Genomic DNA, 26,657 nt, shown 5'->3' with positions numbered 1-26,657 from the left:
ACCCCGCGCGCGGGGTGCGCCCTACGCCGGTTCCGCCGCGGCCTGCGCGTGGTGCTGCGCGCGGTCCACGTCGTACACGCCGGGGACGTTGCGCATGGCGCGCAGGAGGGCGGGGAGACGGGCGGCGTCGGGAAGCTGGACGGTGTAGGTGTGCCGCACCCGCTGCTGGCTGGGGGGTTCGACGGTCGCGGAGACGATCTCGGCGCCTTCGAGCGCCATCGCCTCGGTGAGGTCGGCCAGCAGATGCGGCCGGCCGAACGATTCGGCGACGAGGCTGACCCGGCAGCCGGTGGTGTCGCCCCAGCTCACGTCGACCTCTTCGCGCCCCGCGCTCGCCATGCGGGCCACGGCGTCGCACTCCGCGCGGTGCACGGTGACCACTCCCCCGCGTACCAGGAACCCGGTGACGTCGTCGAGCGGTACGGGCGTGCAGCATCCGGCGAGCCGGACGGTGGCGTCGGGCCGGCCGCCGACGGTGACGGCGGCTCCGGGGCGCGGCGCGGGCGCGTCGACGCCCAAGGGGTCGGCCGCCGACCGGGCGGTCGCCTCCGCGGCCTTGGCGGCGACCGGGTCCCCGGCCGGTGCGGGGCCGGCCGGCTCGGCGGGTGCGGGATGCGTCGCCAGCCATCGCTGGATGGCGATCCGGGCGGCCGGGGTGTGGGCGTGCTCCAGCCACTCCCTGGACGGCTCGGAGGCCGGGTCCTGCCCCATGAGGAGCTGGACGGTGTCGCCGTCGCGCAGCACGGTGCTGAGGGTGGCCAGGCGGCCGTTCACCCGGGCGCCGATGCAGGCGTGGGCGTCCTCGCCGTACTGGGCGTAGGCGGCGTCCACGCAGGTCGCGCCCTCGGGCAGGCCGAGCGTGCCGCCGTCCGGGCGGAAGACGGTGATCTCGCGGTCCTGGGCGAGGTCCTCGCGCAGGGTGGACCAGAAGGTGTCGGGGTCGGGCGCGGCCTCCTGCCAGTCCAGGAGACGGGAGAGCCAGCCGGGCCGGGTGGGGTCGACGCGTTCCTCGTCGGCGGCGGCCCGTGCCCTGGCCTGCTCCTCGGAGGGGGCCGGGTAGGGGTTGCCGAGCGCCACGACGCCGGCCTCCGCGACCTTGTGCATCTGGTGCGTGCGGATGAGGACTTCGGCGACCTGGCCGTCCTCACGGGCGACCGCGGTGTGCAGCGACTGGTAGAGGTTGAACTTGGGGACGGCGATGAAGTCCTTGAACTCCGAGACCACCGGCGTCATGCAGGTGTGCAGCTCGCCCAGGACGGCGTAACAGTCGGCGTCCTCGTTGACCAGGACCAGCAGGCGGCCGAAGTCGGAGCCGCGCATGCGGCCGCGCTTGCGGGAGAAGCGGTGCACGGACACGAAGTGCCGCGGGCGGATGAGGACTTCGGCCTGGATGCCGGCGTCGCGCAGGACGGCGCGCATCGCGTCGGCGAACTCGGCGAGGGGGTCGTCCGCGCGGGAGGCGTTCTCGACGACGAGTTCGCGGGTGTGCTCGTACTCCTCGGGGTGCAGGATCGCGAAGACGAGGTCTTCCAGCTCGGTCTTGAGGGCCTGGACGCCGAGGCGTTCGGCGAGCGGGATCAGGACGTCCCGGGTGACCTTGGCGATGCGGGCCTGTTTCTCGGGGCGCATCACGCCCAGGGTGCGCATGTTGTGCAGCCGGTCGGCGAGTTTGATCGACATCACCCGCACGTCGTTGCCGGTCGCGACGAGCATCTTGCGGAAGGTCTCGGGCTCGGCGGCCGCGCCGTAGTCGACCTTCTCCAGCTTGGTGACGCCGTCGACGAGGTAGCGCACCTCGGCGCCGAACTGCTCGCCGACCTGATCGAGCGTCACGTCGGTGTCCTCGACGGTGTCGTGGAGCAGGGACGCGGTCAGGGTCGTGGTCTCCGCGCCGAGTTCGGCGAGGATCAGGGTCACGGCGAGCGGGTGGGTGATGTAGGGCTCGCCGCTCTTGCGCATCTGGCCGCGGTGCGAGGACTCGGCGAGGACGTAGGCGCGGCGCAGGGTCTCGAGGTCGGCGTCGGGGTGGTGGGCGCGGTGGACCTCGACGACGTGGCCGATCGCGTCCGGGAGCCGGCCGCGGGAGGCGGGGCCGAGCAGCGCGGCGCCGACCAGGCGGCGCAGATCGATCCGGGGACGGCTGCGCCTGCGGGGTGTGGCCGGCGCCACCGGGCCCGGCGTCGCAGGGTTCGTGGCCTCCGCACTCATGGGCACCTCCGGCTGCGTGGACCGGCGGACGGGGTGTCCCAGGGCGGACACGGCTCAGGGGACTGGATGAACGGTCCCCCGTCCGGGCCGGTGCTTGATGCTACCGAGCCCATCACGCGGGACCGACCGCCTCTCGCCGAGCGTGAAACGGATCACCCATTCGAGCGATGGGTGGCGCGTTTACGTTTTTGAGCCACCCGTCACGGCCCCGGTCGCGCATTCGAACCCGTGGCACGCTCCGCCGGGTTGATCATGTACGTCATGGAGCCGCCCCGGCCTCCGATACCAAGCCGAGAGCGGATCAGCGGGCGACCTTTTCCAGCCACGCGGACTCGATCTCTCCTGTGGCGACGATCACTGCGGGACCGGTCATCTCGATCTCGCCGTCCGGCCCCTCGGTGATCACCAGGCGTCCGCCGGGCACGTCGACGGTGTAGGTGGCCGGCGTCCCGGTGGCCGCCGGGTCGGCGCCGTCCCGGCGGGCGGCCGCCACGGCGACGGCGCACGCGCCCGTGCCGCACGAGCGGGTCTCGCCCGCGCCGCGCTCGTGCACGCGCAGGGCGACGTGCCGCGGGCCGCGGTCCACGACGAACTCCACGTTGACCCCGTCCGGGTAGGCGGAGGCCGGGCTGAAGGGCGGCGGCGCGTGCAGGCCACCGGCGTGGGCGAGGTCGTCGACGAAGGCGACGGCGTGCGGGTTGCCCATGTTCACGTTGCGCGCGGGCCAGCTGCGCCCGCCGACGCTCACCGTGACGTCCCCCTCGGGGAGGAGGGCCCTGCCCATGCCGACCGTGACATCCCCGTTCTCGGCGAGGTGCACGCGCTTGACGCCCCCGCGCGTGGCGACCGCGAGATCGCCCTCGGTGACGAGGCCGGCGTGCTGGAGGTAGCGGGCGAAGACGCGGACGCCGTTGCCGCACATCTCGGCGATCGAGCCGTCGCCGTTGCGGTAGTCCATGAACCACTCCGCCCGCTCCGCCATGTCCTTCGCCTCGGGGTGCGCGGCGGACCTCACGACGTGCAGCAGACCGTCCCCGCCGATGCCGGCGCGCCGGTCGCACAGCGCGGCGACGGCGGCCGGGGGGAGGTCGAGGGCGTTGTCGGGGTCCGGGACGATCACGAAGTCGTTCTCGGTGCCGTGGCCCTTGAGGAAGGCGATCCGCGTGCTCATCCCTCGATCGTACGGGGTGGCCGTGACACCGGGCCGGCAGCGGCGGGACGGCGCCCGCCGGCCGCGGTCCCGGGCTCGGAGCGTGGGCCGTCACGCGCGCATGGGCCGCCGTGACGGCCGCCTTCGCCGGCTCAACGGAGCCGGGCGACCCGCCAGACCGCGAGGGCGACCACCGCCGCGACCATCACCACGTAGGCGAGGGCGAACCGCCAGTCGGGGCGGCGGCCGGAGCCGCGCGCGGGCAGGCCGGGCCACGTGTAACCGACGCGGCGGGCGGCCATCATCCCCCAGCCCGCGGCACAGGAGCAGATCAGCAGCCCGAGCATGGCGATCATGGCCCCGCTGTCGCCGAAGTCGAAGGCGAGCGGGAAGGCGAACATCAGGGAGCCGATCGCGGCCAGGGCCACGATGGGCGCGAGCTGCCAGATCCGCAGCCGGCGCTGCGGGCGCAGTTCGACCTCGACCTCGGGGCCGCTCGTGAACATCTCCTCGGGCTCGGGACCGTCGTCGGTCACCCCGCCCCCGGTGTCGTCCTCGTCCGGCCCGTCCGGGCTCAGACGGCCTTCCTCGGGCTCCGGTTCACCGCTTGCGGCGGTGCGGTGCTCGATGCCTTGTGCGGTGTCGCGAGGGCCGGCCTCCATCGCCACGCGCCCTCCCAACTCGGACTCCACTTGGTCGATCGAAGCTCGATGATGGCACGCCGTCGCGGGCCCCGATGACGGCCTGGGCGTCCCGATGCCATGACGTGATCAGGCTGTGACCGGTCGCTCCACCAACGCCAGCGCGAGCTCCGGAAGTTCCGCGAGATCAGCCGCGGCCCCACTCAACCAGTGCACCCGCGGATCGCGCCTGAACCAGGAATCCTGACGGCGCGCGAAGCGCTTGGTGGCACGCACCGTCTCGGCCCGTGCCCCTTCCTCGGTGCAGTCGCCGGCCAGGGCCGCGAGGATCTGCTGGTAACCGAGCGCGCGGGAGGCCGTGCGCCCCTCGCGCAGGCCCTGCGCCTCCAGCGCGCGGACCTCGTCCACGAGCCCGGCTTCCCACATCCGGTCGACGCGGCGGGCGATGCGCTCGTCGAGTTCGGGGCGCGCCACGTCGACGCCGATCTGGACCGTGTCGTAGATGGAGTCGTGGCCGGGCAGATTGGCCGTGAAGGGCTTGCCGGTGATCTCGATCACCTCGAGGGCGCGGACGATGCGGCGGCCGTTGCCGGGCAGGATCGCGTGCGCGGCCTCGGGGTCGGCGGCGGCCAGCCGCGCGTGCAGCGCGCCCGAACCGCGCAGCGTGAGCTCCTCCTCCAGCCGGGCGCGCACCGCGGGATCGGTGCCGGGGAATTCCAGGTTGTCCACGGCGCCGCGCACGTACAGGCCGGAGCCGCCGACGAGGACCGGCCAGCGGCCCTCGGCGAGGAGCGCGTCGATCCGCTCGCGCGCCAGCCGCTGGTACTCGGCGACGGAGGCGGTCTCGGTGACGTCCCAGACGTCCAGGAGGTGGTGCGGAACTCCGGCGCGCTCCTCGGGCGTCAGTTTGGCGGTGCCGATGTCCATCCCTCGGTACAGCTGCATGGAGTCGGCGTTGACGACCTCGCCGCCGAGGCGCCGGGCCAGGAAGACGCCCAGATCGGACTTTCCGGCCGCGGTCGGTCCGACGACGGCGATGACGCGGGGTGCGGGGGGTGCGCTGCTCACGGGACCAGTCTCGCAAACCCCGCCGCAACCCCCGAACGAGTTACGTGACGGCGTCGGTGCGGGGTCGTTCCTCGTTGCGGGCTTTCCGTCACCCCGCGCGGGGTCGGCGGCCCCCGGTGACGCGAACGGACGCACCGGCCGACGCGGGATTTCGCCCGCACGAGTACCGTATGGAGTGGACATGGGCGTTTTGGCGCGAATTTTCCGGAGGTCGAAGTCCGTGGCGGAGTCGGCGACCGCGCAGGCGGCCACCGCCGGCGTCGAGGCGCCGGCCGGTGCGGCGCGGGACGCGGCCGAGGCGGAGACGGCCGGGGCCACGGTCGCGGAGGACTCGCCGGAGACGGCCGGGCCCGGAGTTCCCGGCGGGACGGCGAAGGAGCCCGTCGCCGCCGACGACGACGACGGCGCCGACGGCGTCGGGATCCCCCGTCAGCAGTCCCCCGAGGAGACGGCCGACAGCGAGGCCGCCGACGAGGGCGCCCGCACGTGACGCACGGCTAGGGAAGGTGGCCCATGGGTCTCTTGCACAATCTGAAGGCCAGGCTGGCCCCGGCCAGGGGCAAGGTCACGGACCTCGCGCAACAGCACGGGGACAAGGTGCACCACGGCCTGGACAAGGCCGCCCAGGTCGTCGACGAGAAGACCAAGGGCAAGTACAGCGACCGGATCCACACGGGCACCGACAAGGCCAAGGGAGCCATGGACCGGCTCGCCCACAAGGACGGGCCCTCGACGGGAGGCGGCGACACCTTCGTGCCGCCGACCCCGCCACCGCCGGCCTCCTGACCGGGCGTGGGTCGGGGGACGGCCGCGGAGCGGAAACCCTCACGGCCGTCCCCCGACCCGCGCCCATGGCCCGGTCCCGCCCGGCGCACGCCGGCTACGACCAGGTGGCGACCAGGTAGCCCACGCCGTACGGCGCGTCCTCGTAGAGCAGCGCGCCGGTCAGCCCGGCGTCGTCGGCGGCGCCCGCGAGCACCTGCCACGGCGCGCGGCCGCAGGCCTTGAGTTCGTACGCCAGCTCGGCGTCCAGCGCCTTGAGCGCCGCCACGTCCGCCGTGCCGAGCGCGCGGGCGACCTCCGCGTCGAAGGGCGCGGCGCGCTCGTCGAGGTAGCCGGGCGCCTTCAGCGTGCGGCACGCGCTCGCGTCGCCCATGACCAGCAGGGCGACCCGTGCGGACGACGCGCCGATCTCCCGGCCCACCTCGACGCAGCGCTCGGCCGCGAGGGGTTCCCCGACGCCGAGACCCTCGACCGGGGCGGCCGACCAGCCGGCCCGCTCCAGCAGCCAGGCCCCCACGGCGAGGGACGGCGGCAGGTCCGGGCTCTCCGAGCCCGGCGCCACGGGGGTGTGCTCGCCACCGTGCTCGCCACTGCGGCCGAGGCGCACGGCGACGTCCGCTCCGAAGCCGCGGAACGAGCCCCGCGCGCCTTCCGGGTGGGGGCCCCGTCCCGCCTTCTCGGCGGGGCCGACGACCACCAGCCGGTCCGGCCGGGCGGCCGCCAGCACGGCCAGGGCGTCCGAGCAGGCGGTACGCGCCGCGTCCAGCTCGGGCGCGGCGCCCGCGGCGACCTCGGGCACGAGCAGCGGCGGACAGGGGCAGACGGAGGCGGCGACAAGCATGATCGGCAGCGTAACCCCGAGGACGCGCCCTGGGGCACCCCACCGGGCGTCCCCGGCGACGCGCCCCGGCCGGACGTCACCTCCGGGGTGTCGCCCGCCGGGCCCCGCCGCCGTCAGTCGCAGCCGCAGCCGCTGCCCGTGGCCACCGGGAGCGGCGCGGGCACGCCGATCTTGGGCAGGCCGAGCAGGACGCCGGCCGGCTTGGCCGACTGCTCGGCGGTGCGCTTCTCCCAGGCGTCGCCCGCGCGCGTGCGGCGCACGTCCAGGACCGCGCCCTCGGCCAGGAGGTGGTGCGGGGCGGCGTAGGTGATCTCGACGGTCACCACGTCGCCGGGGCGCACCTGCCGCTCGGGCTTGGTGAAGTGCACCAGACGGTTGTCGGGGGCGCGGCCGGACAGGCGGTGCGTGGCGCCGTCCTTGCGGCCCTCGCCCTCGGCCACCATCAGCTCCAGCGTGCGGCCGACCTGCTTCTTGTTCTCCTCCCAGGAGATCTCCTCCTGGAGGGCCACGAGACGCTCGTAGCGCGCCTGGACGACCTCCTTGGGGATCTGGTCGTCCATGGTCGCGGCCGGGGTGCCGGGGCGCTTGGAGTACTGGAAGGTGAACGCCTGCGCGAAGCGGGCCTCGCGGACCGCGTGCAGGGTCTGCTCGAAGTCCTCCTCGGTCTCGCCGGGGAAGCCCACGATGATGTCGGTGGTGATCGCCGCGTGCGGGATGGCGGCGCGCACCTTCTCGATGATCCCGAGGTAGCGCTCCTGACGGTAGGAGCGGCGCATCGCCTTGAGGACCGTGTCCGAGCCGGACTGCATCGGCATGTGCAGCTGCGGCATCACGTTGGGCGTCTCGGCCATGGCGGCGATGACGTCGTCGGTGAAGTCGCGCGGGTGCGGGGACGTGAAGCGGACGCGCTCCAGGCCCTCGATCGCGCCGCACGCGCGCAGCAGCTTGCTGAAGGCCTCGCGGTCGCCGATGTCGGAGCCGTAGGCGTTGACGTTCTGGCCGAGCAGGGTGATCTCGGAGACCCCCTCGGCGACCAGCGCCTCGATCTCGGCGAGGATGTCGCCGGTGCGGCGGTCCTTCTCCTTGCCGCGCAGCGCCGGGACGATGCAGAACGTGCACGTGTTGTTGCAGCCGACCGAGATCGACACCCAGGCCGCGTAGGCGCTCTCGCGTCGCGTCGGCAGGGTGGACGGGAACGCCTCCAGCGACTCGGCGATCTCGACCTGGGCCTCTTCCTGCACGCGCGCGCGTTCCAGCAGGACCGGCAGCTTGCCGATGTTGTGCGTGCCGAAGACGACGTCCACCCAGGGCGCCTTCTTCACGATGGTCTCGCGGTCCTTCTGCGCGAGGCAGCCGCCGACCGCGATCTGCATCCCGGGCCGGCTCGCCTTGCGCGGGGCGAGGCGGCCGAGGTTGCCGTAGAGCCGGTTGTCGGCGTTCTCGCGCACCGCGCAGGTGTTGAAGACGACGACGTCCGCGTCGCCGTCCGAGCCCTCGGGGGCGCGCACGTACCCGGCCTCTTCGAGCAGCCCGGACAATCGCTCGGAGTCGTGGACGTTCATCTGGCACCCGTAAGTGCGGATCTCGTAGCTCTTGGGGGCTTGGACGTCCACTGCGAGGCTCCGGTCGCTGCTGCTGGTCATGGCTCAAGGGTAGGCGCTCGCCGGAGGACGCCCGCCGCCCCCGCTCCTCGAGGGGTCCGCCGCGCTCAGGGGTCGATCAGACCGGCGCGGATCGCGTAGCGGGTGAGCTCGAGCCGGTCGCGCATGCCGAGCTTCTGCAGGAGGTTGGCGCGGTGCCGTTCGACGGTCTTGGCGCTGATGAAGAGCAGCGCGCCGATCTCCTTGGAGGTGTGCCCCTCCGCGACGAGCTTGAGGATCTCCTCCTCGCGCTCGGTGATGGGCCGCTCGGGCAGGCCGTCGACGTCGGCGCCGCGGTGCAGCCGGTCCAGGTAGGAGCGCACGAGCGCCCGCTCGGCGCCGGGGTAGATGAACGGCTCGTCGCGCACGACCGCGTGGCACGCCTCCACCAGGTCCCGGTCGGCGACCGACTTCAGGACGTATCCCCCGGCCCCGGCCCTGAGGGCCTCGAAGAAGTACTGCTCGTTGTCGTACATCGTGAGGATGAGGATGGGGAGCGCCGGGAGCCTGCGGGACAGCTCGCGCGCCGCCTGCAACCCGGTCATCCGGGGCATGGCCACGTCGAGGACGGCCAGATCGACGTCCCCCTCCCGCGCGCGGGCGACCGCCTCGGCCCCGTCGCCGGCCTCGGCGACGACCGTGAGGTCGGGCTCGCCGTCCAGGATGAGCCGCACGCCACGGCGGACGAGCGTGTGGTCGTCGGCGAGCAGCACCCGGATCGGCGCGGCCGCTCCGGACGGTCCGGGCTGCGTGGTGGACGGGGACGGCTCGGATGTCGGCGGGCCCTGCGCCGGGGTCGCCGACGCGACGGAGTGCGTCATCGCAGACCCCCGGGGGACGCCGGGACGCCTGTCGTCGCAGCCCTTGCCGTCGCCACGGCGGCCGCCCTCGTCAGCAGTCGGACGTCGGCCCCGCTCCCGCTGCCGCCGGCGCCCGACGAGACGGTCAGGACCGCGCCGATCAGCAGCGCCCGTTCGCGCATCCCCCGGATGCCGGCGCCCTCGCCGGCCCGCGCGCCGAGGCCCGTGCCGTTGTCCCGCACGAGCAGTTCGACGCCGTCGCCGACGGGGCGCAGCCGCAGCTCGGCGCGGTCGGCGCCCGAGTGCCGGGCGGTGTTGGTCAGGGCCTCCTGGGCCACGCGGTAGAGCACCAGTTCCGTCTCCTCGGTCAGCGCGGGGAGCCCGGCGCGCAGGTCGTGGCGCACCGTCAGCCCATGGGTGGTGAACTCGGCGGCCAGGGAGCGCAGTGCGCTGACCAGGCCCAGCTCGTCGAGGACGCCGGGGCGCAGCCGTCGGGCGATGCGGCGGATCTCGTCCAGTCCGGACCGGGTGGACTCCTGTGCCAGGCCCAGTTCCTCGCGCAGGTCCTCGGGGGCCCGGTCGGCGACGCGCTTGAGCTGGAGCAGGACGGCCGTCAGTGTCTGCCCGACCTCGTCGTGGAGCTCGCGGGCGACGCGATGGCGCTCCCGTTCCTGCGCGGACAGGGCTCCGGCGGCGCTGGCGGCGCGCTCGGCCTCCAGGCGGTCCAGCATGGCGTTGTACGTGGTGATGAGCTCGGCCGTCTCGACCGGCCCCGCGACCACGGCGCGGGCCCCGGGGCGCAACAGGTCGGCGTCGGCCATGGCCCGGCCCAGCCGTCCCAGCGGCGCCAGGCCGACGCGCAGCACGACCGCGTTGACGGCCAGCAGCGCGGCCAGGCCCGCCAGCACGACGAGCACCTCGGCCGGCAGAATCGGCGTGGAGACGGTCACCGGGCCCAGGAGCAGCGCGGCCGCCACGACCAGGCCGAGGGCGTCGAGGACGAAGATCCGCCAGAACAACGACACGTGCGCGACACCTCCCGTTCCGACTCGTCCCTTGCGCGCCTTTCGAGCGCTCGGCCCGTTTCGACCGGCCGGCCCGCCGCGGCTGTCTCGTCCGCCCGGTTCGCCCGGTCCGGCGTCACCGGAACCGTCGCGGCCGCGGCTCGATGGCGCCGCCGTGACCAGCCTCTCCGTCGGCCGGCGGCCCTGTCCATCCGTCACGACACCCATGTCGTCACGGTACGGGCAGGTGGCAGCATGGCGTTTCCGGGCACCCGCGAGGAGACGTCCCGGTAGCACCGCCCACGACCACTCAGGGGAAGAAACGTGTCTGCGCCACGCCTGCGAACGACTCCGCTGCCGGGCATCGGAGTCCGGTACGACCTCGTGACGCGGGAGCAGCGCCAGCTGTCCGTCGTGGCGCACCGCGACGGCGCGCGCACCGTGAACCTGTACCGGACCGACGACCCCGACTCCTGCGCCCAGTCGCTGCGGCTGACCGGCGCCGAGGCGGGCGCGCTGATCGACGCGCTGATGCCGTCCCATCACAGCGCGAGCCTGCTCTACACGACGGACCTGGGGCTGGTCGCCGAGCGCGTGGAGGTGGCGGCCACCTCGCGCTGGAACGGGCGGTTGCTGGGCGAGACCAGGATGCGCACCGAGACCGGCGCCTCGATCGTGGCGGTGCTGCGGCGGGCCGAGGCGATACCGTCCCCCGCCCCGGACTTCCGGCTCGCGGGAGGCGACACGCTCATCGTCGTCGGCACCCGCGAGGGTGTGGACGCGGCCGCCGCGATCCTCGGTCGGGAGTGATCGGGTGCACTCCGCCGTCCTGCTGATCGAGTTCGGTTCCATCATCCTCTGCCTCGGCCTGCTCGGCCGGTTCGCGGCCCGGTTCCGGTTCTCGCCGATCCCGCTCTACCTGCTGGCCGGACTGGCCTTCGGAGAGGGCGGGCTGCTGCCCCTCGGCGCGAGCGAGGAGTTCGTGGCCACCGGCGCCGAGATCGGCGTCATCCTGCTGCTGCTGATGCTGGGCCTCGAGTACACGGCGAGCGATCTGGTCTCCAACCTCAAGGCCCACTACCCGTCCGGTCTGGTCGACTGCGCCCTGAACGCCCTGCCCGGGGCCGCCGCCGCGCTGCTGCTCGGCTGGGGGCCGGTGGCGGCCGTGGTGCTGGCCGGGGTCACCTGGATCTCCTCCTCCGGGGTGATCGCCAAGGTGCTCGGCGACCTGGGACGGGTCGGCAACCGGGAGACGCCGGTGATCCTCAGCGTGCTGGTGCTGGAGGACCTGGCCATGGCCGTCTACCTGCCGATCGTCACCGCGCTGGTGGCCGGGGTGGGACTGGCGGCCGGCAGCATGACCCTGGCGGTCGCGCTGGGCGTCGCGGGGCTCGTGCTCTTCGCCGCGGTGCGCTACGGCCGGGTGATCTCGCGCTTCGTGTCGAGCGACGACCCGGAGAAGCTGCTCCTCGTCGTGCTGGGGCTGACGATCCTGGTCGCGGGTGTGGCACAGCAGTTGCAGGTGTCGGCGGCGGTCGGCGCGTTCCTCGTCGGCATCGCGCTGTCCGGCGAGGTCGCCGAGGGCGCGCACACGCTGCTGAGCCCGCTGCGGGACCTGTTCGCCGCCGTGTTCTTCGTCTTCTTCGGGCTGCACACCGACCCGGCGAGCATCCCTCCCGTCCTCGTGCCGGCCCTCGCGCTGGCCGTCGTCACCGCCGCGACGAAGATCGCCACCGGCTACTGGGCCGCCCGGCGGGCCGGGATCTCGGTCAAGGGACGCTGGCGGGCGGGCGGTGCGCTGGTGGCCCGCGGCGAGTTCTCGATCGTCATCGCCGGGCTGGCGGTCACCGCCGGCATCGAGCCCTCCCTCGGACCGCTGGCCACGGCGTACGTGCTGATCCTGGTCGTGCTGGGCCCCCTCACGGCGCGCTTCACCGAGCCGCTCGCCACGCGGTGGACGCGCCGCCGGGCGCCCGGCGGCCCGGCCGCGGTGCCGGAGCTGCCGGCCGAGACGCGACCGCAGACGCCGGTGGGCGACTGAGGGCGCCGGTGGGACGCTCGCCGTGCGCGGCCCGGGCGCGGCCGGCCGGATCAGGCCCCCTCAGGTCTCCAGCCCTGTCGGCGCAGGACCGCCGAGACGTCGGGCGCCCGGTAGTGCTCGCCCTTGAGCACCTTGCCGTCGGCGCGGCGGGCGATCCGGCCGTCGGGGCCGATCTTGGTCATGTTGGAGCGGTGGATCTCGACGAGCACCGCGTCGAGGTCGATCCCGTGCACCAGCGCCGTGCCGTAGGCGACGTAGACGACGTCGGCCAGCTCGTGCGCCAGCCGGTCCAGCAGGCCTCCGTGCGACACCTCGGCGACCTCCGCCGCCTCCTCGGCGAGCAGGTTCTTGCGCTGCTCGGCGAGAGCCGGCGGCACCTCGGTCGGCGTGGAGCGGACGTCGAGCCCGAAGGCGCGGTGGAACTCACGGACCAGATCGGCGGGCGAGGTACTCATGCCGCCGACTGTAGCGACAGGCACTGACAGGCCTGTGCGTTCCGGGGGCTGTGAGCCCCGCCCTGGCCAGCACCTCGTGCGGGCTGGCAGGATCGCTGGCATGTCCAAGGTGTTCTCCCGTCCCGGCGGACGTCCCGGCAGGCGCGGCGTCCTGGGGGGCGCGGCCGCCGCCGTCCTCGTCGTCATGGGACTGCTGCTGTGGTGGCTGCTGCCGCTGGGCGAGGAGCCGCCGAGCGGTTCGATCACCTTCAGCACGGGCACGACGAGCGGCGTCTACTACGAGTACGGCAGCCAGCTGCGCGACGCGCTCGCCAGGGACATGCCCGATCTGGACGTGAACCTGACGACGAGCAACGGGTCCCCGGAGAACGTCGAGCGCGTGGCGACCGGCGAGGCCGACTTCACCATCGCCGCGGCCGACGCCGTGCAGGCCTACGAGTCGCAGCACCCCGGCGGGGCCGCCGAACTGCGCGGGGTGGCCCGGCTGTACGACGACTACGTCCAGCTCGTGGTGGACCGCGACTCGGACATCCGCTCCATCGCGGATCTGCGGGGCAGAACCGTGGCGACGGGCCTGCCCCGCTCCGGTGTGCGCCTGATCGCGGAGCGGGTGCTCAGGGCGGCGGGCCTGGACCCGGTGAAGGACATCAAGGCCGAGTCGGAGGGCATCGACACCGGCCCCGAGAAGCTGAAGCGCGGCAAGATCGACGCCTTCTTCTGGTCCGGCGGGGTGCCGACCGCGGGGCTGGAGAAGCTGGCCGACACCTACACCTTCCGGTTCGTGCCGATCAGCTCCGAACTCGTCGCCGAGATGCACGACCAGGACGACTCCACCGGCTACTACCGGGCCGCGAACATGCCCGAGTCGGCCTACCCCACCATCCAGAACGGCTCCTCCGTGCCGACGATCGCGGTGTCCAACCTGCTGATCACCCGCACGGACATGGCCCCCCGGCTCACCGAGTGGGTGACCCGCACCGTGATCAGGAGCCGGGACGGCATCGGCGCGCACGTGCACTCCGCCCAGCTGGTCGACCTGCGCACCGCCATCTACACCGACCCCCTCAAGCTGCACCAGGGCGCCCGGAGCTACTACCGCTCGGTCAAGCCGTAGGCGCCGGCCGCAGGGCCTTCGCCCGGGGCGCGCTCACGCCGTCGGCGAGCGGGGCACCGACACCGTCGCCGTCAGTCCGCTCGGCTCGTGGTGGGCGTACGACAGCGAGCCGCCGCCCGCCGCGAGCAGGGCCCGGGAGATGGACAGGCCCAGGCCCGAGCCCTTGACGTTCTGGTGGCGGCCGCTGCGCCAGAACCGGTCGCCCACGCGCGTGAGCTCCTCGTCGGTGAGGCCCGGCCCGTTGTCGGTCACGACGACGGTCGAGGTGTCGCCGTCGGCCGCCACGACGACCTCGACGCACTCGCCGCGCGGGGTGAACTTCACGGCGTTGTCGATGACGGCGTCCAGGGCGCTGGAGAGCGTCACCGGGTCGGCCCATGCCGTGGTGGGCGGGCAGTCGCCCACCAGTCGCACGCCCTTGGCCTCGGCGGTGGGCGCCCAGGCGGCCACCCGCTCGGCGGCCAGCGCGCCGATGTCGGTGACGCGCAGGTCGGCCTCGGCGTGCTCGGCGAGGGCGAGGTCCAGCAGGTCGTCCAGGACCTGGGCCAGGCGCTTGCCCTCGTTCTGAACCGAGGCGATCTCCTCGTTGCCCTCGGGGAGCTCGTAGGCCAGCAGCTCGATGCGCAGCAGCAGGGCCGCGAGCGGGTTGCGCAGTTGGTGGGAGGCGTCGGCGACGAACGCGCGCTGCTGTTCCAGCACGTTCTCGACGTTGTCCGCCATCTCGTTGAACGCTCCGGCCAGCCGCCGCAGTTCCGGCGGCCCGCCGCCCACCGCGACCCGGGATTTCAGCCGGCCGCTCGCGATCTCGTGGGTGGTGGCGTCCAGGACCCGCACCGGTCGCAGCACCCAGCCGGTCAGCCGCAGCGCGGCGCCGATGGCCAGCAGCATCGCGGCGACCTCGCCCGCGCCGATGACCAGCCAGCCGTGCAGGATCCTCGACCGCATGGGCCCGGTGGGCGAGTCCGTGACGACGACCGCGACGACGTCGCCGTCCCGGATGACCGGCGACGCCACGACGAGCCGGTTGCGCTGCCACGGCCACACCTGCCGGGGGTCGTGACTGCGACGGCTGAGGAGCGCCTCGTCGAAGGCGTCCCGCACCTCACCCGATGCGGGGAGGTACCAGTCGCGCGGGGCATGAGCCATGGGCGTGTCGGTGCCGTAGAAGACACCGGCGCGAATGCCGTAGACGTCGTAGTAGCTGGCGAGCTCCCGGCCGAGGGTCGCGCGCCGCTCGTTGGTGGACGCCGCCGTGGTGTCGCTCGCGCCCGACGAGGCGGTCACGAACTGGGCGAGCGCCGCGAAGCGCGCGGTGTCGTCGATGCGGTCGACGACGACCTTCTGCTGCTGGGCGCCGGCCACGCTGATCGCCAGCGGCACCCCGAGGGCCAGCAGCACGGCCGCCATCAGGACGATGAGCAGCGGCAGGAGACGTGTACGCAACCGCGGTCCCCGCTACGCGGCCGGGGCGACGAGCCGGTAGCCGACGCCGCGCACGGTCTCGATCAGCGCGGGCATGCGCAGCTTGGCGCGCAGCGAGGCCACATGGACCTCCAGGGTGCGCCCGGTCCCCTCCCAGCTGGTGCGCCACACCTCGCTGATGATCTGCTCCCGGCGGAAGACCACGCCGGGCCGCTGGGCGAGCAGCGCCAGGAGGTCGAACTCCTTGCGGGTCAGCTGGACGGCCGCGCCGTCCACCGTGACGCGCCGGGTCGGCAGTTCGATCTGCACCGGCCCCAGGCGCAGCGCGCTGTCCTGGGCGGTGGCCGGGTCGTCGGGGACGGTGCGACGGCTGACGGCGTGGATCCGGGCGAGCAGTTCCCCCGTGTCGTAGGGCTTCACCACGTAGTCGTCGGCGCCCAGGTTGAGGCCATGAATACGGGAACGCACGTCGGAACGGGCCGTCACCATGATCACCGGAGTGGCGGTGCGCTTGCGGATCTTGCCGCAGACCTCGTAGCCGTCCTGGTCGGGCAGGCCGAGGTCGAGCAGGACGACCCCGAAGCCGGCTCCCTCCGGGACGAGCGCCTGGAGGGCCTCCTCGCCGCTGCGCGCGTGGGTGACGTCGAAACCGTGCCGTTTGAGGACGGCGGACAGCGCGGCGGCGACATGGTTGTCGTCCTCGACGAGCAGCAGTCTCATGCCGGCCTCCTCCTGTTCACTTCCTCGGACATACGGTCTGACTCACTCCGACAGGCCTGCGGTTTCGCGAACCCGTGACGAACGCGCGAAAGACAGCGCGCACACGCGTGGGTGCATCATGGCAGTGACGCTGATGGACGAGGACGCAGTCAAGCGAGTTCCGGTTGCACGCGCCTTCCGTTATCCGGCCGATACGGCCGCAGGTCACAAGTGCTACGACATGTGTCCGATTGCTATCGGATCGTGATCCTCAGATTCCCCTCAGATGTAATGACGCTGGTCGCGGCAGGTCACTACTGTCCAGCGAAACCGAGGAGGACGGAGCACCAGAGCGATGACCGAAGTATCGGTGACCAAGGAGGACGCGGTCACGAGCGGTGACCTGGTCGTCCTGAAGAGCGTCAACAAGCACTTCGGCGCGTTGCACGTTCTCCAGGACATCGACCTGACGATCGCCCGCGGAGAGGTCGTCGTGGTGATCGGCCCCTCCGGGTCCGGGAAGTCGACGCTGTGCCGCACGATCAACCGTCTGGAGACGATCGACGACGGCGCGATCAGCATCGACGGGAAGCCGCTGCCCCAGGAGGGCAAGGCGCTGGCCCGGCTGCGCGCCGACGTCGGCATGGTCTTCCAGTCGTTCAACCTGTTCGCGCACAAGACCGTGCTCGAGAACGTGATGCTCGGCCAGATCAAGGTCCGCAAGGCGGACAAGGCGCAGGCCGAGGAGAAGGCACGCGCCCTCCTGGACCGGGTCGGTGTGGGAACCCAGGCGGACAAGTACCCCGCGCAGCTCTCCGGCGGACAGCAGCAGCGCGTCGCCATCGCCCGCGCGCTGGCGATGGACCCGAAGGTCATGCTCTTCGACGAGCCGACGTCGGCCCTGGACCCCGAGATGATCAACGAGGTCCTGGAGGTCATGCAGCAGCTGGCCCGGGACGGCATGACGATGATCGTCGTCACCCACGAGATGGGTTTCGCACGATCGGCTGCAAACCGCGTGGTGTTCATGGCGGACGGACGCATCGTCGAAGAGGCTGCGCCCGACCAGTTCTTCAGCAACCCGCGCAGCGACCGTGCCAAGGACTTCCTGTCGAAGATCCTGCACCACTGACCCGCAGCTCCGCCGGACCCCGCACCGCACGCAGTACTTCATCACTCTTCTAAGGACGTTCTCCATGAAGCTTCGCAAGGTCACCGCCGCCTCGGCCGCAGCCCTCGTCCTCGCCCTGACCGCCACCGCGTGCGGCGGCGACAACAAGGACGACGCCGGAAGCGGCTCCAGCGCCGGAAGCGGCGGCGGCGGCAAGATCAAGGTCGGCATCAAGTTCGACCAGCCCGGCCTCGGCCTGAAGAAGCCCGACGGGTCCTTCGCCGGCTTCGACGTCGACGTCGCCACGTACGTCGCCAAGCAGCTCGGCTACAAGCCGGACCAGATCGAGTTCGTCGAGACCAAGAGCGCCGACCGCGAGAACGCCCTCGCGCGCGGTGACGTCAAGTTCATCGCCGCCACCTACTCGATCAACGACGAGCGCAAGCAGAAGGTCGACTTCGCCGGCCCGTACCTGCTGGCCCACCAGGACCTGTTGATCAAGTCCGACTCCGACATCGCCAAGGGCACGGACCTCAACGGCAAGAAGCTGTGTTCCGTGACCGGTTCGACCTCGGCGCAGAACGTCAAGAAGACGATCGCCCCCGACGCGAACCTCAAGAAGGTGAGCTCCTACTCGGAGTGCATCGCCGGTCTGCAGAGCGGCGCGGTCGAAGCGGTCACCACCGACGACTCGATCCTCGCCGGCTTCGCCTCCCAGGACCAGTACAAGGGCAAGTTCAAGCTCGCGGGCCTGAAGCTCAGCAACGAGAACTACGGCATCGGCGTCAAGAAGGGCGACACCGCGACCGTGGACAAGATCAACAAGGCGCTGGAGCAGATGGTCAAGGACGGCGCGTGGGACAAGGCCGTCAAGGACAACTTCGGCCCGGCCGACTACAAGAACGAGCCCGCGCCGAAGATCGGCGTCATCGTCAAGTAGTCCGGGCCACGGCCCACCCTGCGGGGTTCCTGCGGCGCGCCGCCGTCCGTCGCGATCACGGCGGCGGCGCACCGCACCCTTCCCATACGCCACCCAGCCGGAAGCGCGGGAGATCGTGTTCGACTTTCTTGATGGTTACGACGTCCTAGGGGCGTTCTGGATGACGGTGAAGCTCACCGCCGTCTCCGCCGTGGGATCCCTGATCTGGGGCACCCTGCTGGCCGCGATGCGGGTGAGCCCCGTCCCGCTGATGCGCGGGTTCGGCACCGTCTACGTCAACGTCGTGCGGAACATCCCCCTGACGGTCATCATCCTGTTCAGCTCACTCGGTCTCGCCGACATCTTCGGCATGACCATGGGCAGCGACGACTTCGACGTCCAGGGCTTCCGGCTGGCCGTGCTCAGTCTGATCGCCTACACCTCGGCCTTCGTCTGCGAAGCGATCCGCTCCGGCATCAACACCGTGCCGCTGGGCCAGGCGGAGGCGGCCCGGGCCATCGGCCTGAGCTTCAGCCAGACGCTGACGCTCGTCGTCCTGCCGCAGGCCTTCCGCTCGGTCATCGGCCCGCTGGCCAACGTCCTGATCGCGCTGACCAAGAACACCACGGTGGCGGCCGCCATCGGCGTCGCCGAGGCCGCCTCCCTCATGAAGACGATGATCGAGAACGAGGCGCAGACGCTGCTCATCGGCGCGGTCTTCGCGTTCGGGTTCGTGGTTCTGACCCTGCCCACCGGCCTCATCCTCGGCCGGCTCAGCAAGCGACTGGCGGTGAAGCGATGAGCTCGGTCCTCTACGACACTCCCGGACCTCGCGCCAAGCGGCGCAACGTCCTCTTCTCGGTGGTCTTCACCGTCCTGCTCGTCCTCGTCCTGTGGTGGATGTGGCAGAAGATGGACGACAAGAACCAGCTCGACTCCGCGCTGTGGAAGCCGTTCGTCGAGTCCGAGGCGTGGACGACCTATCTGCTGCCCGGCCTCGCCAACACGCTGAAGGCCGCGGCGCTCGCCATGGTCATCGCCCTTCCGCTGGGCGCCGTCTTCGGCATCGCCCGGCTGTCCGACCACCGGTGGGTGCGCGGCGTGTCCGGCACGGTGGTCGAGTTCTTCCGCGCCATCCCGGTGCTGCTGCTGATGCTGTTCGCCAACGAGTTCTACGCCCGCTCCACGAACGTGGGCAGCGACGAGCGGCCTCTGTACGCCGTCGTCACCGGTCTGGTGCTCTACAACGCCGCCGTCCTCGCCGAGGTCGTCCGGGCCGGCATCCTCTCCCTGCCCAAGGGCCAGACGGAGGCGGCGTACGCCATCGGTCTGCGCAAGGGCCAGACGATGAGCAGCATCCTGCTCCCGCAGGCCGTCACCGCGATGCTCCCGGCGATCGTCAGCCAACTGGTCGTCATCGTCAAGGACACCGCGCTCGGCGGCGTGATGATCGGCTTCGCCGAGCTGCTCAACTCGCGCGGCACGCTCGCGGCCAACTACGCCAACGTCGTCCCGAGCTTCATCGTCGTCGCGATCATCTTCATCGTGCTGAACTTCCTCCTGACCAGCTTCGCGAGCTGGCTGGAGCGCAGGCTGCGGCGCAGCAAGCGCGGCACGGGCGCGGTCCTCGGCGCCGACAAGGTCGACGACCTGAACGCCGCGGAGGTCGGCGGTGCCTACGGCACCGGCGCGGGCGGCGGCATCTGACGCCGTCCGACGCCCGCTCGAGCGAGGTGCACAGTACGAAAGGCAGTGGCGGGCTCGCCACTGCCTTTCGTCGCTTGACGCAAACAACGACAATGGGTTGCATACGTTCTGTGATCGTGCACCCTGCTCCAACCCGCTGTTCACCCCATCCCGCGAGGACACCGTCGAAGGCAGGGGGCGGCACGCCGTGGACCCGGTGATCATCGTCGGAGCCGGGCCCGTGGGGCTCACGCTGGCCCTGGCCCTGGCACGGCAGCAGGTGCCTTCCGTGGTGCTCGACGAGGGCCCCGGCAAGGACGAGGAGCGACTCGCGCGCACCGTCGTCCTGCGCGAGGACACCGCGGCCCTCGTCCAGCGGCTGACCGGAGCCGACCTGGACCGGGCCGGACTCCGTTGGGCCGGATGGCGCTCCATGCGGCGCAAGCAGGTGATCCGCGAGGTCGCCTTCGACGACGGCTCCGCCCCCGCCCACCCGGACACCGCCGACCCCGCGCCGCTGCACATCGCCCAGCACGTCCTGACGGCCACGTTGCGCGCCGCGCTGGAGGACGAGGGGCTGGTGAAGGTCGTCGCGGACAGCCGCGTGGACGGCCTGGAACAGGAAGCCTCCGGCGTCACGGTCCACACCCGCGGCCCCCGGGGCACCTGGTGGCGCGGCAGCCACGTGGTCGGCTGCGACGGCCCGCGCTCCACCGTCCGCAAGCTCCTCGACGTCCGCTTCCCCGGCCGCACCGCGGTCGAACGGCACGCCGTGGCCGCCCTGCGCGTGGACCTTCCCTGGCCCGACGAGGCGCTGCTCCACCGCATGCCACCGTGGCGCGCGTCCGGCCCCTCCGCCGGCGAGGTCACCGGACGTCCGCTGCCCGACGGCGTGTGGCGCCTGGACTGGCTGCTGCCGCCCGGCAAGGACCTCGTCACCCCCGAACTCCTCGTGGCCCGCGTCCGCGAGACCCTGGCCGGCTGGAGCGACGGCTCCACGCCCGCCTACGAACTGCTGGACACCGGCGTCCACACCGTGCACCACCGGCTGGCCCGCCGCTGGCGCGTGGGACGGGTCTTCCTCGCCGGGGACGCCGCGCACCTGCTCGGCGCGTTCGGCGCCCAGGGCTTCGACGAGGGGCTGCGCGACGCCGACAACCTGGCCTGGAAGCTCGCCCTGGCCTGGCACCACGGACCGCACGAGGCACTGCTCGACAGCTACCAGCAGGAGCGTCGCGCGGTCGTCTCCGCACGGCTGCGCGCCGCCGACCAGGCGTTGCCCCTGCTGCGGGGCGGCGGCGGCATAAGGGCCTACGTGCCCGGCACGGCGCGCGGCCAGGACGCGATGCTGAGCGACGGCCACCTGGGACGCGGACCGCTGGGTGCGGCCGGCGGCTACGAGGACTCCCCCCTGGCGCCCCGGCACCTGGAGGCGGAGGTCCCGGTGGGCACCCCGCCCGGCGCGCAGGTCCAGGACGTCCGCGTGACGGCGGAGGACGGCTCGTTCGTCCGCCTGCGGGACCGCCTCGGCCGGGGCGCGCTGCTCGTCCTGCTGATCGCGCCCGGCACCGGCGTGTGGGAGCGCCGGCACTGGGTGAGCGCCGGGATCATGCCCCGCCTGGCCGCAGCCGTGACGGCCCTGCCGAGTCCGGCCGAGCTGCTGGTGGCGGAGAGCTACCCGGGCGCGGCCGCCCACACCGTCCTGCTGATCCGGCCCGACGGCCATCTGGTCGCCGCGCTCAACGGGGTGCGCGCGGCCGACCTGTACGCGGCGGCGGAGGCGGCCCTGGGCGGTCCGGCGACCGCCCAGCACGCGCAGAAGGCGCGGGGAGCCCACGGGACCGGTGGAACGGACGGGAGCGACCCGACCGGGCGGACCGGCGGGGCCAAGGGGACGAAGGGGGCTCAGGACGCACCCGCGGCCGGCGCGGCGGCGGGCAGCCCGGCCAAGTAGCGGCGGCCCCGCCGCGCGGTCACTACCGCGCGGCGGGCCTCGCCGGTCCCGGTGACGTCCACACAGGGTGGTCATCACGATCAAGTGCACAAGGTGATCGTCACGACCAAGTGCGCATGGTGGTCGTCATGGCTACGTCCACACGGTCATCGTCATGGCCACCTGCACACGGTGATCGTCATGATGGAGTCCACATGTTGATCGCCATCATGACGTCCTCATGGCGTCCGTCACGGTGAGGTCCACATGGTGACGATGAGTTGACCGGGTTGCCCTGTCATGGTCTACTCCGAATCGTGACCGACACCGATGTGCGCCTGTGGCGGAGGGTCCATATGGACCTCGTCCGCTATGCGGGCTGCGTGTGTCGTCCGTCCTGCTGAATTCGCGCCCCTCTCCCACCGGCACGCCCTGCCGCAGCGCATGCGCGCTCGCGCGCCCGGCCGCGTGCCTCCCCCGCGAACCTTCACAGGACGGTACCCATGTCTGTCTCCCCCTCCCCGTCCGCCGTCGCCGCGGACGCCCCCGTCGCGGCGCCCACCCAGGCGGACCTCCTCGACTTCGTCCGGCGCACGGCCGCCGACACCGAACTGATCTCCTCGCTCCCCCTCGACCCCGAAGGCCGCACATGGGTGCGCCTGGAAGGTCCCGGCGGCAGCGAGGCCTGGCTCATCGGCTGGCCACCCGGCACCGGCACCGGCTGGCACGACCACGCCGACTCTGTGGGCGCCTTCCAGACGGCCCGGGGCACGCTCAAGGAGTACTCGCTCGCCGCGCGACTGCCCGCCGACGGCTGGAAGACCCTGGAGCTGGCCGACGACGTCGACCGGGTACGGTCCCTGACCGCCGGCCACGGCCGGGCCTTCGGCCGCCACCACGTCCACGAGGTGCTCAACGAGTCCCCCGCGGAGCACGCCGTCTCCGTCCACGCCTACTACCCGCCGTTGCCCGGCATGCGCCGCTACAGCCGCACCGGACGGGTGCTGCGGCTGGAGCAGGTGGAGCGCCCGGAGGACTGGCAGTGAGCGGCCCGGACGACCTGCCGAACAACCGTGGCGACGACCTGACGTCCGACCCGCAGCCGCCCGGCATAGACGAGCTGCTCGAACGCGTGCGTTCCCGCTACGCGCGCGTGGAGGCGCGGGAGGCCTTCGAGGCCGCCCGCGCGGGCGAGGCGGTGCTCGTCGACATCCGGTACGCGGCCCTGCGCGAGCGGGACGGGCTGATCCCGGGCGCCCTGGTCGTCGAACGCAACGAGCTGGAGTGGCGTCTCGACCCCCGGGGCAGTCACCGGCTCCCCGAGGCCACGAGCCACGACGTGCGCGCGGTCGTGATCTGCAACGAGGGCTACGCTTCCAGCCTCGCCGCGGCGTCACTGCACCAACTGGGGCTGCACCGGGCGACCGACCTCGTCGGCGGCTTCCAGGCATGGAGGGCGGCGGGTCTGCCCGTGACCTCGTAGACGGCGACAGGGGCCGGGGGCGGGACCTGACCCCTGCTTCTCGACCTGGTCCTGGCTCGGGTCCTGGGCCTGGTCCTGGCTCGGGTCCTGGGCCTGGTCCTGGCTCGGGTCCTGGGCCTGGCCCCTGCCGGGCTCTCGGCGCTACCGTCCCCTCGGCCCTTCCGAGCCGAGGGGACGGCCTTCAGTCCTTCGCCGTCGCCACCGTCACCGCGCGCACCCTGAGCGCCACCCGCCCCGGCACGGCGGTGGCGACGAGGGCGAGCAGTCCCGCTACGGCGACCACCGTGCAGTACACGAGGGGTACGACCGCCGGGGCAGCCCGGCCGGTCATGCCGACGCTGAACGCGGTCAGGACGGCCAGGGCGATGGCGCTGCCCAGCCCGGTGGCCAGCAGGAGGACCGACAGGGCCTCGGTGCGCAGCATGCGCAGGACCTGACGGCGGGTGGCCCCTGCCAGACGCAACAGGGCGAACTCCCGGACGCGCTCGGAGACCGACATCGCCAGCGTGTTGACCACGGCGATCGCGGTGAACGCCAGGACGAGCCCCATGGCCAGGAAGTCGACCTCGGCGTTCGCCTGTTGCCGCTCCGCCTGGATCGTGTCGGCGTCGGGCGGAGAGATCACCGTCAGTCCCGGGAACTCACGCAGCGTGGCCGCGAGTTGTGTCTGTGTGCGGTCCGTGCGGACCAGCAGGGAGGAGGAGAGCGGGTTGTCGACGTGGCGGGCGAGCAGGTCGTGCGCGAAGGTGAGGTCTCCGAAGCCGAGACCCTTGGCGTAGACGGCGGCGACGGTCAGCGTGGCGGGCGTGCCGTCGCCCAGCGTGAGCTTCAAAGGGCTTCCCGGTGTCAGGTGCAGCTGGTCCGCGGCCAGTTCGCTGACGGCGACGGTGTGTTCGGTGAGCTCGCCGAGCGAGCCGGCGGTGACGTCCGGGTCCCAGGTGCGGGCCAGACCGGCCGGGGTGACGCCTTGGGCGGCGTACTTGTCCAGTCCGACCCGCACGGTCGTACGGACCACTTCGGTGACGACGGCACGCTGCGCGCGCAGCCGTCGCGCCGCCTCGGCCGGGACGCCGGGTCCCTGCGGGGCGACGATCCAGTCGGCGTGGACGCCTTCGCGGGCCTGGGCACGGGCCGCGTCGCCGAGAGTGGGCTGCACGAACAGCACCGTGCAGGCCATGCCGACGAGCAGCGTGAGCGGGGTGACCACGGACGCCATCCGGGCGGCGTTGCCGCGAAGGTTGGCGGCGGCCAGCCGGGCGCCGGGACCGGTCAGGCGCAGCGGAACGGCCAGCAGGAGGACGGCCGCCTTGACCAGAAGCGGTCCGAGCAGGGCGACGGAGGTGGACAGCACGACCACGGCGAGGAAGGTCACGGGCGTCGACGCCGGCTCGGTGCGCAGAACACTGAGCAGGGCGACGAGGACAGCGCCGCCGGCGAGCAGCAGCAGACCGGCGAGGAGACGGCCCCAGGCGGGTCGAGTGCGCTCGGCGCGGGCCTCGGCCAGCGCCTCCGCCGGACGGATGCGCGCCACCCGGCGGGAGGCGATCCGGGCGGGCGCCCAGGCGCCGAACACGGTCGCGGCGACGGCCGCGAGCGGGGGCAGCGCACTCACGGTGTGCTGGAGCGTGGCGGGCACGGCGCCGAGGGCGACGAACCGGCCGTGCAGCCAACCCCCCAGAGGGATCCCCAGGAGCGCTCCGGCCGCGCCCGCGGCCAACCCCACGATCAGTGCTTCACGTCCGAGGAGTCTGCGGATCTGCCCCGAGGTGGCGGCGACGGCGCGCAGCAGGGCGAGTTCGCGGTGCCGCTGCTGCACGGAGAGCGCGAACGTCCCGACGACCACCAGGACCGCCACGAGCAGCGAGGTGCCGCCCATCGCTCCCCCCATGCTCACCAGCTTGGTGCGGGCCGCGGCGGCGTCCAGGAACTCGACCGGCCCACGGGCGTCCCCGGCGCTGACCTGGGCGCCGGTGCCCCGCAGAGCCGTGGCCACCGCGGTGCGGAGCCGACCGGCGTCCACGCCCGGCTCGGGGAACACCCCGAACGCCGTGACCTGTCCGGGGTGTGCGGCGAGGCGGCGCGCCTCCGCGGTGGAGAAGAAGAGGGACGTCTGATGGCGGACGGCGGTGTCGGGGGCGGCGACACCGGAAACGCGGTAGACGCGCGGCGCCCGTGTCGACTGGACGGTGAGCCGGTCGCCGGGCGCGAGGTGGGCTCGTCCGGCGAGCGCCTGGTCGACGACCACGTCGGTGTCGGCCGCGGGAGCGCTGCCGGCCGTGAGCCGGTACGGCGTCAGCGCGGCGGACTCCCAGGCGTGCCCGTACGCGGATCCACCATCGGCCCCCGCGGCCACCGGGCGACCCTCAGGGCTCAACGACTGTGCCAGGAAGGTGAGTTCGGGCACGACGCGGGCGACCCCCGGCGTGGACGCCACTCTGCTCCGCAGGCCGGCCGGCACCCAGGCGCGTTCGGCGATGGGCTTGGCCTTGTGCTTGACCTTGGTCTTGCCCTTCTTGTGTTTGACGGTGGTCCGATGGACGTTCTGGTCGGCGGAGACCACCACCGGCGCAGCGGCATAACGCTCAGGGCGGATCGACCCCCGCAGCCCCGTCTCCAGGAGCGTGCCGCAGGCGGTGATCAGGGCGGCGGCGCACATCAGGGCGAGAAAGGCGCCGAGGAAACTCGCTTTGCGGGCACGGACGGTCTTCAGGGCGTAGCGCAGCATCATGACGGGTCCGTCTCTCTTCTGTCGTCCGGGGCAGTGAGGTGGGCGGGCCCGCCGGGGCTCTCGGGAGCGGGGTGGGCGAAGAGCCGGGTGAGGACGGTGCGCGCACCGGGCGGGGTCTCGGACTCGGGACGCTTGTAGCGGTTGAGGAGGGCGATGTACTCCTCGAAGAACTCCCGCAGTTCGGGCAGGGTGAGCCGGACGGCGGACCGGGAGTGGGCGAAGGCGTCGCTCCAGGGGTCGCCCTCCGGCGCGTCCCGCTGAAGCCGTTCGAAGAGCTCCACGTCGGCGGCGTAGGCGTGATGGTTCAGCTCGTCCATCACCTGCCGCATCGCGGGACTCTGACGGCTGCGCGGCGGGAAACGGCGGTCACCGGGAACGGCCCGCCACCAGCGCCGCCGTCGAGCGGACGGTTCCGGGCGGCCGTCCGGTCGCCGCGCGCTGTCCGGCGCCTCGACGGTCTCCTCGACGAAGCCGTATCGGGCCAGTTCCCGCAGGTGATAGCTGGTGGAGCCGGTGTTCAGACCAAGGGCTCGGGCGAGCGTCGCCGAGGTCGCGGGGCCGTGCAGCGTGAGGTGCTCGAGCATGCGCTGGCGACGAGGCTGCGCGAGCGCCTTGAGCGTGGCGAGGTCGCCCAATTCGACGGTCGCCGCGGGCTCGGAGACGCCGCGTTCCTGGGGTGTCCGGGGCATGCGTACACAGTCGTCTGTGCACAGCCACCTGTGCACTGCGGCGATCAGGCGTCTTCAACGGGGGGTTAACCCCACCCCCGCCTCGCCTCGCGGCTCACGCCTCGCGGCTCGCCGATTCCCGGCCGGCGACTTACTGCTGGAGGCTCCGCGGGCGGCCGTTCCGCTCGTCGCGGTTCGCGATGTGCGGTTCGCGGTTCTTGTTCGGTCTCAGGAGGGGCTCTCCCCCTCCCCTCCCCCTCCCC

The 26,657-nt window shown here is 72.7% G+C and carries 26 protein-coding genes; 13 read left to right on the top strand and 13 right to left on the bottom strand.

Annotation, left to right across the window (positions count from 1 at the left end; translation table 11 throughout):
• Nucleotides 1-21: 21 nt before the first annotated feature.
• The 4 genes from KMS84_RS08345 to miaA all read right to left on the bottom strand — a co-directional run bounded on the left by KMS84_RS08345 (nt 22) and on the right by miaA (nt 5,067).
• Nucleotides 22-2,208, bottom strand: a complete 2,187-nt coding sequence (locus KMS84_RS08345) for a RelA/SpoT family protein (protein WP_256915446.1) — start codon at nt 2,206-2,208, stop codon at nt 22-24.
• Nucleotides 2,209-2,509: 301 nt separating this feature from the next.
• Nucleotides 2,510-3,379 (bottom strand): diaminopimelate epimerase, encoded by an 870-nt coding sequence (gene dapF, locus KMS84_RS08340; protein WP_256915445.1) that lies wholly within the window; start codon nt 3,377-3,379, stop codon nt 2,510-2,512.
• Between the two features lie 131 nt (nt 3,380-3,510).
• Nucleotides 3,511-4,020: a hypothetical protein gene (locus tag KMS84_RS08335; protein WP_256915520.1), complete on the bottom strand. Its 510-nt coding sequence runs from the start codon at nt 4,018-4,020 to the stop codon at nt 3,511-3,513.
• Nucleotides 4,021-4,128: 108 nt separating this feature from the next.
• The gene (gene miaA / locus KMS84_RS08330; protein ID WP_256915444.1) at nt 4,129-5,067 is read right to left on the bottom strand and encodes a tRNA (adenosine(37)-N6)-dimethylallyltransferase MiaA; all 939 of its coding nucleotides are present in this window, start codon (nt 5,065-5,067) and stop codon (nt 4,129-4,131) included.
• 220 nt (nt 5,068-5,287) lie between these two features.
• Here miaA and KMS84_RS08325 point away from each other — a divergent pair, with 220 nt between their 5' ends.
• Both KMS84_RS08325 and KMS84_RS08320 read left to right on the top strand, forming a co-directional pair.
• On the top strand, nt 5,288-5,557 hold the full coding sequence (locus KMS84_RS08325) for a hypothetical protein (RefSeq protein ID WP_256915443.1): 270 nt from the start codon (nt 5,288-5,290) through the stop codon (nt 5,555-5,557).
• Nucleotides 5,558-5,580: 23 nt separating this feature from the next.
• Nucleotides 5,581-5,853, top strand: coding sequence for an antitoxin (locus tag KMS84_RS08320; protein ID WP_256915442.1), 273 nt, complete (start codon nt 5,581-5,583; stop codon nt 5,851-5,853).
• 94 nt (nt 5,854-5,947) lie between these two features.
• On the opposite strand, the gene KMS84_RS08315 is transcribed toward KMS84_RS08320, so the two are convergent.
• From KMS84_RS08315 to KMS84_RS08300, 4 genes are all read right to left on the bottom strand, one after another.
• On the bottom strand, nt 5,948-6,691 hold the full coding sequence (locus KMS84_RS08315) for a class III extradiol dioxygenase subunit B-like domain-containing protein (protein WP_256915441.1): 744 nt from the start codon (nt 6,689-6,691) through the stop codon (nt 5,948-5,950).
• Nucleotides 6,692-6,804: 113 nt separating this feature from the next.
• Complete coding sequence (gene miaB, locus KMS84_RS08310; protein ID WP_256915440.1) at nt 6,805-8,334, bottom strand: tRNA (N6-isopentenyl adenosine(37)-C2)-methylthiotransferase MiaB; 1,530 nt, start codon at nt 8,332-8,334, stop codon at nt 6,805-6,807.
• A 65-nt stretch (nt 8,335-8,399) separates the two neighbouring features.
• Nucleotides 8,400-9,152 carry a response regulator transcription factor gene (locus KMS84_RS08305; protein WP_256915439.1) on the bottom strand — a complete coding sequence of 251 codons (753 nt, stop codon included), beginning with the start codon at nt 9,150-9,152 and terminating at the stop codon, nt 8,400-8,402.
• Nucleotides 9,149-10,156: a sensor histidine kinase gene (locus tag KMS84_RS08300; RefSeq protein ID WP_256915438.1), complete on the bottom strand. Its 1,008-nt coding sequence runs from the start codon at nt 10,154-10,156 to the stop codon at nt 9,149-9,151. Before KMS84_RS08300 ends, KMS84_RS08305 begins: the two co-directional genes overlap by 4 nt.
• Nucleotides 10,157-10,459: 303 nt before the next feature.
• Here KMS84_RS08300 and KMS84_RS08295 point away from each other — a divergent pair, with 303 nt between their 5' ends.
• Together KMS84_RS08295 and KMS84_RS08290 are read left to right on the top strand one after the other, a co-directional pair.
• Nucleotides 10,460-10,945, top strand: coding sequence for a cation:proton antiporter regulatory subunit (locus KMS84_RS08295; protein WP_256915437.1), 486 nt, complete (start codon nt 10,460-10,462; stop codon nt 10,943-10,945).
• A gap of 4 nt (nt 10,946-10,949) precedes the next feature.
• Entirely contained in the window at nt 10,950-12,176 is a 1,227-nt protein-coding gene (locus KMS84_RS08290; protein WP_256915436.1) for a cation:proton antiporter, read from the top strand.
• Between the two features lie 50 nt (nt 12,177-12,226).
• Here KMS84_RS08290 and KMS84_RS08285 read toward each other — a convergent pair whose 3' ends face one another.
• On the bottom strand, nt 12,227-12,631 hold the full coding sequence (locus KMS84_RS08285; protein ID WP_256915435.1) for a pyrophosphohydrolase domain-containing protein: 405 nt from the start codon (nt 12,629-12,631) through the stop codon (nt 12,227-12,229).
• Between the two features lie 100 nt (nt 12,632-12,731).
• Between KMS84_RS08285 and KMS84_RS08280 the strand changes: the two genes are divergently transcribed.
• Nucleotides 12,732-13,745 carry a TAXI family TRAP transporter solute-binding subunit gene (locus KMS84_RS08280; RefSeq protein ID WP_256915434.1) on the top strand — a complete coding sequence of 338 codons (1,014 nt, stop codon included), beginning with the start codon at nt 12,732-12,734 and terminating at the stop codon, nt 13,743-13,745.
• A gap of 33 nt (nt 13,746-13,778) precedes the next feature.
• On the opposite strand, the gene KMS84_RS08275 is transcribed toward KMS84_RS08280, so the two are convergent.
• A complete protein-coding gene (locus KMS84_RS08275; protein WP_256915433.1) occupies nt 13,779-15,188 on the bottom strand; it encodes a sensor histidine kinase in 1,410 nt (469 codons plus the stop codon).
• A gap of 12 nt (nt 15,189-15,200) precedes the next feature.
• Entirely contained in the window at nt 15,201-15,887 is a 687-nt protein-coding gene (locus KMS84_RS08270; protein WP_256915432.1) for a response regulator transcription factor, read from the bottom strand.
• 334 nt (nt 15,888-16,221) lie between these two features.
• Here KMS84_RS08270 and KMS84_RS08265 point away from each other — a divergent pair, with 334 nt between their 5' ends.
• The 8 genes from KMS84_RS08265 to KMS84_RS08235 all read left to right on the top strand — a co-directional run bounded on the left by KMS84_RS08265 (nt 16,222) and on the right by KMS84_RS08235 (nt 22,998).
• Nucleotides 16,222-16,998 (top strand): amino acid ABC transporter ATP-binding protein, encoded by a 777-nt coding sequence (locus tag KMS84_RS08265; protein WP_256915431.1) that lies wholly within the window; start codon nt 16,222-16,224, stop codon nt 16,996-16,998.
• Nucleotides 16,999-17,062: 64 nt separating this feature from the next.
• Nucleotides 17,063-17,917, top strand: a complete 855-nt coding sequence (locus KMS84_RS08260) for a glutamate ABC transporter substrate-binding protein (protein ID WP_256915430.1) — start codon at nt 17,063-17,065, stop codon at nt 17,915-17,917.
• Nucleotides 17,918-18,032: 115 nt separating this feature from the next.
• Nucleotides 18,033-18,698: an amino acid ABC transporter permease gene (locus KMS84_RS08255; protein ID WP_256915429.1), complete on the top strand. Its 666-nt coding sequence runs from the start codon at nt 18,033-18,035 to the stop codon at nt 18,696-18,698.
• Nucleotides 18,695-19,603, top strand: coding sequence for an amino acid ABC transporter permease (locus KMS84_RS08250; protein WP_256915428.1), 909 nt, complete (start codon nt 18,695-18,697; stop codon nt 19,601-19,603). The genes KMS84_RS08255 and KMS84_RS08250 overlap by 4 nt, the downstream gene beginning before the upstream one ends.
• 187 nt (nt 19,604-19,790) lie before the next feature.
• The gene (locus KMS84_RS08245; RefSeq protein ID WP_256915427.1) at nt 19,791-21,536 is read left to right on the top strand and encodes an FAD-dependent monooxygenase; all 1,746 of its coding nucleotides are present in this window, start codon (nt 19,791-19,793) and stop codon (nt 21,534-21,536) included.
• Between the two features lie 296 nt (nt 21,537-21,832).
• Nucleotides 21,833-21,919 (top strand): putative leader peptide, encoded by an 87-nt coding sequence (locus KMS84_RS41875; RefSeq protein ID WP_311605579.1) that lies wholly within the window; start codon nt 21,833-21,835, stop codon nt 21,917-21,919.
• Nucleotides 21,920-22,018: 99 nt separating this feature from the next.
• A complete protein-coding gene (locus tag KMS84_RS08240; protein ID WP_256915426.1) occupies nt 22,019-22,561 on the top strand; it encodes a cupin domain-containing protein in 543 nt (180 codons plus the stop codon).
• On the top strand, nt 22,558-22,998 hold the full coding sequence (locus KMS84_RS08235) for a rhodanese-like domain-containing protein (protein ID WP_438818911.1): 441 nt from the start codon (nt 22,558-22,560) through the stop codon (nt 22,996-22,998). The genes KMS84_RS08240 and KMS84_RS08235 overlap by 4 nt, the downstream gene beginning before the upstream one ends.
• Before the next feature lie 181 nt (nt 22,999-23,179).
• Here the strand turns inward: KMS84_RS08235 and KMS84_RS08230 are convergent, their stop codons facing one another.
• Complete coding sequence (locus KMS84_RS08230) at nt 23,180-25,726, bottom strand: ABC transporter permease (protein ID WP_256915425.1); 2,547 nt, start codon at nt 25,724-25,726, stop codon at nt 23,180-23,182.
• A complete protein-coding gene (locus tag KMS84_RS08225) occupies nt 25,723-26,415 on the bottom strand; it encodes a winged helix-turn-helix domain-containing protein (RefSeq protein WP_256915424.1) in 693 nt (230 codons plus the stop codon). Before KMS84_RS08225 ends, KMS84_RS08230 begins: the two co-directional genes overlap by 4 nt.
• Nucleotides 26,416-26,657: the final 242 nt, after the last annotated feature.

Source organism: Streptomyces hilarionis (assembly GCF_024539675.1).
Taxonomy (GTDB): domain Bacteria; phylum Actinomycetota; class Actinomycetes; order Streptomycetales; family Streptomycetaceae; genus Streptomyces; species Streptomyces hilarionis.
The sequence above is the reverse complement of the archived record's forward strand: the minus strand, read 5'-3'. Positions and strand labels throughout refer to the sequence as shown.